The following is an 11,200-nucleotide window of genomic DNA, read 5'->3' on the forward strand; positions in this document are numbered from 1 at the left end:
ACCAGTATTCCAGTCAGCATTTATTGGTCAATTGTAACACTTACTACAGTAGGTTATGGAGATATTTCGCCAATAACACCGCTTGGGCAATTTCTCGCATCACTTGTTATGATTATGGGTTACGGAATTATAGCAGTTCCTACAGGTATTGTAACAGCAGAATTTGCTAAAGCTAGTTTCCGAAACAACTCCGTAAATGGTAAAAGAACCTGCTCGCAATGCAATGCCCAACTGCATTTTGATAATGCAAAATATTGTTATCAATGCGGAAAAACATTACCTAGTAATTAATTTATGAAGCTAATCTAGCTGTACATTACAACTCCTCCTTATCTTTGTTGTTTTTTAAAGCCGTAATAAGGAGTTTCCGCTGGTCGCTCTTTTATTCCCAAAAAAACTAACAAATATAAGTCCGAGCTTTCCATTTCCATCTGGGCTAAAAAATATGAAATACCTAATAACAATCGTCGGACCAACAGCTATCGGGAAAACAGCCCTAAGCATCGCCTTGGCAAAACATTTTAAATGCGAAATTGTTTCGTGTGACAGCCGCCAGTTTTTTAAAGAAATGACGATCGGAACTGCCGTTCCAAATCAGGAAGAATTAAACGCTGCCAAGCATCATTTCATTCAAAACAAATCGATTTTCGAAAATTACACCGTTGGCGATTACGAAAAAGAGGCACTTTTAAAACTAGAAGAATTATATCAAAATAATGATTTTGCAATTTTAATTGGCGGATCAGGTTTATATGTAGATGCCGTTTTAAAAGGTTTTGACGAATTTCCAGAAATCGATCCAGAAATACGTACAGAAGTAAATTTAAACTACGAAAAACTCGGAATCGAATATCTTCAGGAACAATTACAAAATCTCGATCCGGATTACTATCAGAAAATAACAATCGAAAATCCGCAGACCTTACAAAATCCACAAAGGATGATGCGTTTTGTGGAAGTTTGCATTGGATCGCAAAAACCATATTCTTCATTTTTAAATTTAAAGAAAAACAACCGAAACTTCACTCCTATTTTAATTGGTTTAGATGCAGATAGAGAAGTAATTTACAGCAGAATTAACCAGCGTGTTGACATCATGATGAATGAAGGTTTGCTTAAAGAAGCGGAAACGCTTTATCCTAACAAAGAGTTAAATGCTTTACAAACGGTCGGTTATAGAGAATTATTTAGTTATTTTGACGGAGAATTCACTCTGCCATTCGCAATTGAGGAAATAAAAAAGAACACCCGTAGATTTTCGAAAAGACAATTGACGTGGTTTAAACGAAACGAAAACACCAAATGGTTTGATTATTCGACCGATAGAAATGAGATTATTCATTACATCGAAGAAAATCTAAAATCATCAATCTAAAATCTAAAATTAGCAATGCCAATATCTCCAGATTTCACATCAGTTTTAAGTAAAGACTGGGAAATTAATTTTACACAATGTACGCCAAACGGCTACTTAAAATATACCGATTTATGCAATCTTTTACAGCTTACCGCTGCTGCTCATTCAGAAGTAGGCGGAATCAGTTTTACAGATATGCAGGAATTTGATCAGGCGTGGGTTTTGAGTCGCATGCGTGTAGAAATAACCGCTTTGCCAAAATGGCAAGATATTGTCACTGTAAAAACTTGGATTAACAGCCTTGAAAATTCACGCTCTGTTCGTGCACTTGAGATGTATGTAAACGGAAAAAAGATTGTTGGAAGCGAAACCTATTGGGCTGTTTTCAACACCAAAGCACGTCGTCCAGAAGCTTTGGCTTTACCTTTTGAACATTTCGAACTTTACCCAGATAACAGAGCTACTGTTGAAGGATTTTCCCGAATCAACATTAATCCCGAAAAAGAATCGGTTTTCGAAAAAACAGTTTATTTATCTGATTTAGATATTGTAAATCATGCAAATAATGTAAAATATTTAGAGTGGTGCCTAGATCATGTTGATGCCAAAAGAATTCTAAAACAAGAAGTAAAAAGCTTTGAGATGAATTTTCTAAAAGAACTTTCTTTAAACGATCAAGTTATTATTCATGAAAATGACAACGAAGATCATTCAGCAACAACATTCAGCATTACAAAAGGCGATAAAAATTGTTTTGCATTAGAATTACACTGGAAATAAAATTTTCTTCTATCTATTTCCACAATCTTGTCATTTCGACGAAGGAGAAATCTCCACGAGTAGCTCCGCATCGAGAATCCAATCTTTATGGAGTTACTTGCGAAGATTTCTCCTTCGTCGAAATGACAAACTTTGTGTATTTATCACTTGAAAACAAAAAACGATGCAAAATTGCATCGTTTTTTGTTTAAAATCATTTCGATTTCTTTTTAGATTTTTTCTTTTCTTTAGGTTTCTTCTTTTCCAACAAATCAATTTTATCTTTAATTCGTTTTTCCACTTCACTAATTCCAGAATCATAATCGTGTTGAATAGAATATAATTTTGCCTGCTTAATTTCTTTTAAAGCATCTTTGAATTTATGCTGCACTTCCAACAAAATAGCTTTCTTTACAAAAACCATCGCTTTATTTATTCCCTTAATTGTCAAAGCAAAGTCAATTAATTTTTGAGCTTCTTCATAATCTCCATTCACAATCAACGTTTGCAAATAATACGGATAAACTTCAAGAGCATGAATATTAATAGCTAAAGCTTCCTGAAAATACGATTTTGCTTCCTCGTAATTCATAAGTTGCTCTGCCTGAATTCTTCCGTACAAACACAAAACCATTGTGTTTTTTGAATCATAAGAAAAAGCATAATCCAAAGATTCTATGGTTTCTTCAAGCGAATAAGGGTAATTATCCAAAGCTTGAAATAGGTATTTATCAATTGTTTTCATTTCGTAAATCGTTTTTTAGTTTCTGACGAGTTCCTTTGTAACTTTTCTCTACTTTATTCTTTTTAAAATCACTTCCAGTAAAAACCCTAACAGGATTTCCACGTTGTACATTCAGCTGGTTTTCCCATTGTTTCCCTACGTGATTTTTAAGTTGAAGCCATTTCTCGTCTTCTAATTTTTTAATTAATCTTTCTGTTGCTAGTTTTTTATTCTGATGCTGCGATCGGCTGTCCATTGACACGACGGCAATACCTGTTGGAATATGAGTCGCTCTAATTGCAGAACTCACTTTATTTACATGCTGTCCTCCTGCTCCAGAGCTTCTCATGGCTTGATACTGAATATCATTTTCAGAAAACAAATTATTTTTCTGTTGTTCAATTTCAAAAATGCCTATAAACCAGTTTTTGCGTTTATGCATTTTTCTGAACTGACTTTGGCCAATCCATTGAACGGTTCCAATCCAGGAATTCACAAACTGATCAGCATTTTTTCCTTTTACAGCAATCGATGCCGTTTCTACAGTTCCGTTTTCAGTTCCTGCTTCTCTTTGCAGTAAAACTGTTTCTAACTTATGTTCTTGTGCTTCTTCTAGGACTTTTTTAAGCACTTGGGCAACCACCCAAGTGCATTCCGCAGGCCCACGACCTGCTGTTATCTGAATTATTCTTTCCATTTCTTTAAAATTTTAAGCAGCTTTTCTCTGTTTTTTGCTGCTTTTACAAATTGTGGAAGTCTTGCCACCATAGTCATATTAAATCCATTTGTAAAAGGTCTTTCTCTCAAATCAGCCTTAATATATCTTTCCAAATATTCAATATGCTCAAGATTATAAGCCCAGAAAAGATTTCCATTTACATCTTTTTGAAACCAAATTGGTAAATTGTACCATTGGTCTCTTCTTAGTCCATCAAATATTTGTAAATTCCTAAAAACCACTTTTATTTTTGGCTCCAATTCTTCCTGAAATTTACAATGTGGACATTTTGTCTTATATTTTTCTGGTTCTTGTTTTAAAGGTTGCGACTCATATTCAAATTTTTCAAAACAATTATTACAGTATACTTTCCCATAAGCAATGTATTGATAGATTGGTTCTTCTAGTTTATAAAAACAATTTTTGCATTCAAAAACCATATTGTGACATCTTCCACATTCACATTTTTCTAATTCTTGTTTTACAGAAGCTTTAGATTCACATTTTGGGCATTTTACCAAAATTTCATTACTAAAACTCCATAAAATTTTATTTTCGTCTTGAAATCTTTCCATAATCATAAATTTTTAACGATCCATTCTAACAATCTTAGGCGTAAATGTTCCTAAAACTTCTACTAAATCGGTTTGATTTGCCATTACTTTTTCGATGTCTTTGTAAGCCATTGGAGCTTCGTCAATATTACCGCCAATCAAAGTCACAGCATGTTTCTTCAACTCTTTATTAATCTGACTTTGCGTAAAACTGCTTTTGCATTTTGCTCTCGAAAACAGACGTCCAGCACCGTGTGAAGCTGAGTTTAAACTCTCTGCATTTCCCTTTCCTTTCACAATAAAACCAGGCGCTGTCATTGAACCTGGAATAATTCCCAACTGACCTTTTCCTGCAGGAGTTGCTCCTTTTCTATGCACAATACATTCCTGATCATTTACTGTTTCTTTCCATGCAAAATTGTGATGGTTTTCAATGGTTACTACAACTCTTTTCCCAATCGCTTTAGCAATTCTTCTATGAATATCATCATGACAAGCTTTTGCATATTCTCCAGCTAAATTCATTGCCAACCAATATTCCTGACCATCGTGCGTATTCAAATCTAACCAAGCTAAATGCTGTACATTCTTTGGTAACGGACATTGTTTTGTTGCCAAATAAGTATAATGTTTTGCAATGTTAGCACCCAAACCGCGAGAACCACTATGTGACAACACAGCAAAATATTCTCCTTTTTCAAGCTTCCACTCGTTTTCTGGATTATCAATTTTTGCAATTCCGAATTCTACAAAATGATTTCCTCCACCCGAACTTCCCAATTGCTTGTAAGCTTTTGGCAAAAGATTCTTTAACAAAGGAATATCTTGAAATTCGCTTTTATAAAAAACCTCATGATCGACTCTTGAAGCATGCGTTTCATACATTCCGAATTTTGTATTGTCTTTAAGAATAGCTTCTAATTGATGCTCTCTACCTTTAAAATGAGACGCTGGTAAATCAAAGATTGAAAGGCTCATTCTACATCCAATATCAACTCCAACTCCATATGGAATAATTGCATTATTAGTTGCTAATACGCCACCAATTGGCAGTCCATAACCAGAATGTGCATCTGGCATTAAAGCTCCTGCAACCGAAACTGGTAATTTCAATGAATCATATAATTGAAATTTTGCTTGCTGATCGATTTCATTCTCTCCAAAAATGGTAAAAGGCGATCTTGTTGTTTTAAGCTGATGCATTCTTACTTGAACAGGTTTGATCAAACCTTCGGCAACTTTGCCCCATGTTCCGTTTCCTTCGTATTTTTCAGGATTTAGAAGAACATCTTTTGCTTCTGTTAGAATGGATTCCTTTTTTTCTCTTTTTCTATATCTGTTTATCTGCCCTAAGGCGATGTTTATTGAATTGTTTTTTGGAAAGCCCAATTTAATCAGGTCTTTTCCAGATAATTTATTTCCCATGATTTTCTATCATTTCATCTACATATTGCTGATATAATGCATGCAGACTTTTATTTTTAATTGGACTTATCTCTTTTGGATTTTCTTTTTCATAGTAACTCCATTTACGAGAACTGCCGTGTATTAATCTGTTTATTTTATCTCTCAGATCGTGATTAACAATATAATTATCAATAAGCTGAATTTGGCTTTCTAAATCTGAATTGACCATTTTTGTATGCGTTATCATATAAGGGCTAACGCGAAGAACATATCGCCAAGGTTCATTAAATACATAATGAATTTTGTATCGTTTGCAATTGCTGCACCACCTTTCCCTTTTATAAAAATGAGCTTTTTCTTTTTCGGTCAATTCTAATTTTGAACTTTTCCATTCCCATTCCGAAAATTCTTTTACTGTTTGGAATTTTTCAACATAAACATTTCTTCTTTTTCTCTTTTTCTTTCGTTTAAAAGATTTTTCGGGAGAAAACTGCCATGTATTTATTTTTTCCAATAATTCTCTGTAAAATGGAGCATCACTAGATCTCGCAATATCATCTCTTAATTTAAAATTACGTTGCCAGCCTTTTTGATAAGGAATTTTTAAAGGAACTAATGGTAAGTCTCTTCGCTTTTTCCAAAGTTCAATTTCAAGCTTTCTTAATTGAATTAATTGTTTTTCAAAATCTTCTTTTACTAATCTTTTCTTTTTTCCCTTGCTTTTAAAACGGGTACATAAAGCATACTCGTCTACCGCATAATTTTCCATAAAAAATTATCGTGCATTAAATTAACAGCCAAAAAGGCTAAACCATTTATCCTGACGGATAAATTCTAAAAATCGATTTTCGGGAAAATTTTGAAGAGTCTAGAATAAAAAAAGCCCGAAACTTATTGTCTTCGGGCTTTTTTATATATCTAAAATTGTATTTCTAAGATTGAAATAAGCCACGAAGAACTGCTTCACCAAATCTGTTTGGTGTAAAGCTTTGAGATGTCAATGTAAGTACAAACATTTTTTCTTCGTTTTTAAAGGGTTATTAATTTTTTCGTGTGCAAATATTCATAATAGTTTTTTGATTTTCCAAATTTATTTAAAGAAAATTCTTCAAAATAAATGCAACAACTATTTTTAGAACCTAAAACACACCTCCTAAACCTCTAAAGTTCAAACAATTAAAACAAAACCCATATCACAGAAATAAATCCAAAATATTTTAATTTAATGCACAAAAAAAGCCCCGATTTCTCAGGGCTTTATATTTTGTTGGTGAATTAATTATTCAGAAACTTTGCTTTTTATCACTAATCTGAAACCTTCTCCGTGAATGTTTAAGATTTCAACGTCTTCATCTGCTTTTAGATATTTTCTTAATTTAGCGATGTAAACGTCCATACTTCTTGATGTAAAGTAGTTGTCGTCTCTCCAGATTTTTGTTAAAGCTAATTCTCTCGGCATTAAATCATTTTCATGAAGAATAAGCATTTTAAGCAATTCATTTTCTTTTGGAGATAACTTAATTGGTTCTTCATCCTGGAAAGTCAAGAATCTTAATTTCGAATTTAAATGGAATTTACCAATATTAAATTCAAACTGAACTTGTTCCGCTTTTGTATCAGCCGATTTTCTTTGAATGATTGCTTTAATTTTCATTAAAAGAACTTCAGAATCAAAAGGTTTATTTAAATAGTCATCTGCACCAGCTTTATACCCTTTTAACACATCTTCTTTCATAGATTTTGCTGTTAAAAAGATAATTGGCACTTCACTGTTCTTCTCTCTAATTTCTTTGGCCAAAGTGTAACCATCTTTATAAGGCATCATTACATCAAGAATACACAAATCATATACATCCTTCTTGAATTTTTCGAAACCTTCCATACCGTTTTTAGCTAAAGTAACTTCAAAGTCATTTAACATTAGATAATCTTTAAGAACTGCCCCAAAATTTAGGTCATCTTCTACTAAAAGTATTCTTTTGTTAGTATTTTCCATATTTTAATTTATTAATGGTATTTTTATTATAAAGGTGCTACCCTTTCCTTTTTCACTTTCTACATATACTTGACCATTGTGATCCTCTACTATTCTTTTTACGTAAGCAAGCCCTAATCCGTGTCCTTTTACATTATGAAGATCACCTGTGTGCTCTCTGTAAAATTTCTCAAACACTCGTTTTTGAGCTATCTTACTCATTCCCAACCCATGATCTCTCACTTTTATCAAAATCATATCTTTAATGTTTTCAGTAAAGATTTCAATCTCTGGTTCATCTGGAGAATATTTTATGGCATTTTCCAGAATGTTAACCAGCACGTTTGTAAAGTGAACTTCGTTTATCAAACAAGTTGTTCTTGCTGCATTATAATGCTTTACTACGGTACCTTTTCTATCTTCTAGGATAAGATTTACGTGCTCAATAGCATCGTCAATTATATCTGTCACAACAGTAGGTTCTTTGGTTATGTCTAGTTCTCTTTTTTCTAATTTTGAAATACGAAGAACGTTCTCAACCTGCGCATGCATTCTTTTATTTTCGTCTCGAATCATTTGAAGATAACGATAAACCTTTTCTTTATCTTCAATAACTTTCGGACTTCTTATAGCATCTAATGCTAGATTTATAGTTGCAATTGGAGTTTTAAACTCATGCGTCATATTATTTATAAAATCGGTCTTGATTTCAGAAATATGCTTCTGACGCAATAATTGATTTAACGCACTTGTGTACGCAACTATTATAATTAATGTAAAAACTATAGATAAAATAGTAATACTTAGTAATTCAGATAATAAGAATTTCTTTTTATGCGGGAAAGTAACTGATAATTCGTATCTGCTATTTCCTTCATTATCTGTATAAATTGGAATATTATATGTAGATTCTTTATCAAAATGAAATCCGTCGGACTTAATCTTTGTTGGAACTCCACTGCTGTATATTCCGAATTCAAATTTGGTTTTCACACCATATTCTTCTAGTTCTTTTTTCAATAATTTAAAGAGCTTGTCTTTTGTAATTCTCCCTTCAATAGGAGTTAATGAAGCAATATCTTTATATTGAATTTGCTGTTGAACTTTATTTAAAATATCTAAGCTTCCTGACTTTTCTATTTTAAGATCAGGAATAATACTCTGTCCTAAACTATTATTGTCAATTCCGCTATTATTATTGTAAACTTCTGTTACCCTCTTTGAACTAAAATTCTTAAAACGTTCACTACTGAATTTTTTGTTAAAAACAGAACCATTGATATCATAATCTTCAGATGTCAATGTATTTGAATAAACAATTGTTTTATTCGTTTTCGTGTTTCTCTGTACGTAAAGTACTTCTAGTAAATCTTCTTTTTTTGGAATTTTACCCGTACTGTCTTTTATACGGTTGTATTTGTCGTAGAAACTGTACTCTTCTTGTTGTTCCAGTTTATCTGCAACATTTCCAATTACTTGAGTAACGTGGTATTTAAATTGTTCTTCATTATTTTTGAACGAAGAATTGAACCAAAATACTTGTACCAGAATAATCCCTATTAAGGACAAACTCATCAGTAAAACAAGTATTCTAAAAAATAATTTATTCATCGAAACAAAATTAATATTTTAACAATATACTAAATAATACATTAACCAAATATTAACATTTAAGACTGTTTTTGTTTTATATTTAAAATTTTAAGAATTTTAACAACTTCTTCTTTAGCATTTTTAAGATTATTGTTATTAATCACGAAATTGCTCTTAGAAATTCGTTTTTCGTCATTCCATTGCATTTTCATTCTACTTAAAACTTGTTCTCGGGTAGTTTTATCTCGTTTTATAACTCGTTCAATTCTCACTTCTTCAGGAGCTGTTACTGTTATAATTACGTCACAATCTTTATATCGTCCACTTTCAAATAGAATAGCGGCTTCATACATTACATAATCATAATTTTTGTGTTCTTTTACCCATTGTTCAAAATCTAATTTCACTGCCGGATGAACAATTCCATTTAATTTTGCCAACTGTTCCTTATCGTTAAAAACAACTTGCGCTAATTTGGCACGATTTAAAACTTCATCATCAAAAATACTGCCACCAAAAGCAGATTTAACCTCTGCAAGAATATTTTTTGACTGCATTACTCTTTTTGCACCGTCATCAGCAATATAAACAGGAACACCCATTTCTTGAAAATAGTTTGCAACAGTAGTTTTCCCACTGCCTATTCCTCCTGTAAGACCAATAACTTTTGTCATTCTTATAATTTAAAAAACATACGCGGAAAAGCTTCTTGTGGTTTTTTCTTTAGTAAAATTACTTTTACATATGATTTTAAAAATCCTGTTCCATAACCATAAAACTGTTTCCACACTGCTATTACAGATAGATATCCAATTTTGATACTTTTATTTTGAACACTAGCTGTAAGAAAAATTATAACGAAATATACAAAATATAATTGTAATAAAATATCGATATTAAAAATTAACAATAAAAAAGCTAATAATAAACCAAGAATAAAGAACGTCGGAAAGAAAAAAGTCAACTTATTATGTTCTGGATACCAACTATTTAAAATTGGTCTAGCAATTCCAAATTTGTTTACTTGAATAGAGAATTTTTCCCAATCAATTCTTCTTTTATGGTACACATAAGCTTCTTTAAAAAGTCTAGTTTCAAAGCCTAAATTCCATAAACGAATTGATAAGTCAGGATCTTCACCTGGATGTATATTTCCAAAACCTTTTGAAGCTTCAAAAGCTTTTTTAGAAATACCCATATTAAAACTACGTGGCTGAAACTTGTTTATCTTCTCAGAACCGCCTCTAATTCCTCCTGTAGTCAAGAAAGAAGTCATGGCAAAATTGATCGCTTTTTGAATATCCGAAAAGCTATCTAACGCTTTGTCTGGGCCGCCAAAACAGTCTACATACTTTTCATCTAATTCTTTCCGAATTTCTGTTAAATATTGCGAAGGAATGATACAATCTGAATCAAAAATGATAAAATAGTCTCCTCTAGCCCTCTGCATTCCGAAATTTCTAGAATCTCCTGGCCCTGAATTTTCTTTAAAATAATATGATATATTTAATTTTCCTTGATAATTCATCACCACGTCTCGACATGGAATGGATGATCCATCTTCGACAAGAACAATTTCAAAAGCTTCATTATAATCAGATTTTGAGAGACTTTCCAAAAGCTCATCAACTTCATCTGGACGATTATACACGGGTATAATTAAAGAAAAAATCATAGCAGAATGCGCGTTATTAAAGGGTAAATTTTTATTGTTTTAAAATTTTAACAAAGATATGGTATATTAACAAAAAAACCATCAACTTTTGGTTGATGGTTTTTGGTTTTACTTAGTAAAAATGTATTATTTGATGCTTTCTATATTAACAACTTCGTTAGTATCTGCATTGTAATCAACACCAGCCACTTCGAATCCGAATAAATTCAAGAAATCGCTTCTATATCCAGCTAAATCACCAATTTCTGGCAATGTTTCTGTTGTAGCCTCTAACCAAAGTTTTGCTACTTTTTCCTGAACATCTTCACGCATTTCCCAGTCATCAATTCTGATTCTTCCTTTTTCATCAACAGGAACTTCAGAACCAGTGTATAATCTATCTTGGAATAAACGTTGAATTTGCTCAATACAACCTTCGTGAATTCCTTCTTCTTTCAT

The 11,200-nt window shown here is 32.1% G+C and carries 12 protein-coding genes and 1 pseudogene; 3 read left to right on the forward strand and 10 right to left on the reverse strand.

Going from position 1 to position 11,200, the window contains the following annotated elements; translation table 11 throughout:
* The 3 genes from B3J44_RS04465 to B3J44_RS04475 form a co-directional block, all read left to right on the forward strand.
* Positions 1–291, forward strand: a 291-nt coding sequence (locus B3J44_RS04465; protein WP_286966074.1) for a potassium channel family protein, incomplete at its 5' end; no start/stop codon positions are given.
* A 154-nt stretch (positions 292–445) separates the two neighbouring features.
* Positions 446–1,375, forward strand: coding sequence for a tRNA (adenosine(37)-N6)-dimethylallyltransferase MiaA (gene miaA / locus B3J44_RS04470; protein WP_286966075.1), 930 nt, complete (start codon positions 446–448; stop codon positions 1,373–1,375).
* A 15-nt stretch (positions 1,376–1,390) separates the two neighbouring features.
* Positions 1,391–2,137 (forward strand): acyl-[acyl-carrier-protein] thioesterase, encoded by a 747-nt coding sequence (locus B3J44_RS04475; protein WP_286966076.1) that lies wholly within the window; start codon positions 1,391–1,393, stop codon positions 2,135–2,137.
* A 193-nt stretch (positions 2,138–2,330) separates the two neighbouring features.
* Here B3J44_RS04475 and B3J44_RS04480 read toward each other — a convergent pair whose 3' ends face one another.
* The 10 genes and pseudogenes from B3J44_RS04480 to B3J44_RS04525 all read right to left on the reverse strand — a co-directional run.
* Complete coding sequence (locus B3J44_RS04480; protein WP_286966077.1) at positions 2,331–2,861, reverse strand: hypothetical protein; 531 nt, start codon at positions 2,859–2,861, stop codon at positions 2,331–2,333.
* Positions 2,848–3,537: a peptide chain release factor H gene (gene prfH / locus B3J44_RS04485; protein ID WP_286966078.1), complete on the reverse strand. Its 690-nt coding sequence runs from the start codon at positions 3,535–3,537 to the stop codon at positions 2,848–2,850. Before prfH ends, B3J44_RS04480 begins: the two co-directional genes overlap by 14 nt.
* The gene (locus B3J44_RS04490; RefSeq protein WP_286966079.1) at positions 3,525–4,133 is read right to left on the reverse strand and encodes a hypothetical protein; all 609 of its coding nucleotides are present in this window, start codon (positions 4,131–4,133) and stop codon (positions 3,525–3,527) included. Before B3J44_RS04490 ends, prfH begins: the two co-directional genes overlap by 13 nt.
* 12 nt (positions 4,134–4,145) lie before the next feature.
* Positions 4,146–5,537, reverse strand: a complete 1,392-nt coding sequence (locus B3J44_RS04495; RefSeq protein WP_286966080.1) for an RtcB family protein — start codon at positions 5,535–5,537, stop codon at positions 4,146–4,148.
* A complete protein-coding gene (locus B3J44_RS04500) occupies positions 5,527–6,288 on the reverse strand; it encodes a hypothetical protein (protein WP_286966081.1) in 762 nt (253 codons plus the stop codon). Before B3J44_RS04500 ends, B3J44_RS04495 begins: the two co-directional genes overlap by 11 nt.
* Before the next feature lie 510 nt (positions 6,289–6,798).
* The gene (locus tag B3J44_RS04505; RefSeq protein WP_095927693.1) at positions 6,799–7,515 is read right to left on the reverse strand and encodes a response regulator transcription factor; all 717 of its coding nucleotides are present in this window, start codon (positions 7,513–7,515) and stop codon (positions 6,799–6,801) included.
* 3 nt (positions 7,516–7,518) lie between these two features.
* Positions 7,519–9,105: a sensor histidine kinase gene (locus B3J44_RS04510; RefSeq protein ID WP_198856091.1), complete on the reverse strand. Its 1,587-nt coding sequence runs from the start codon at positions 9,103–9,105 to the stop codon at positions 7,519–7,521.
* Between the two features lie 59 nt (positions 9,106–9,164).
* Positions 9,165–9,761, reverse strand: a complete 597-nt coding sequence (gene coaE, locus B3J44_RS04515) for a dephospho-CoA kinase (RefSeq protein WP_286966082.1) — start codon at positions 9,759–9,761, stop codon at positions 9,165–9,167.
* Positions 9,762–9,763: 2 nt separating this feature from the next.
* Positions 9,764–10,762 carry a glycosyltransferase gene (locus B3J44_RS04520; RefSeq protein ID WP_286966083.1) on the reverse strand — a complete coding sequence of 333 codons (999 nt, stop codon included), beginning with the start codon at positions 10,760–10,762 and terminating at the stop codon, positions 9,764–9,766.
* Between the two features lie 126 nt (positions 10,763–10,888).
* A pseudogene (locus tag B3J44_RS04525) lies at positions 10,889–11,200 on the reverse strand (bifunctional NADH-specific enoyl-ACP reductase/trans-2-enoyl-CoA reductase); the annotation flags it as partial.

Source organism: Flavobacterium sp. UBA4854 (assembly GCF_002399805.1).
GTDB classification, from domain to species: Bacteria; Bacteroidota; Bacteroidia; order Flavobacteriales; family Flavobacteriaceae; genus Flavobacterium; species Flavobacterium ginsengisoli.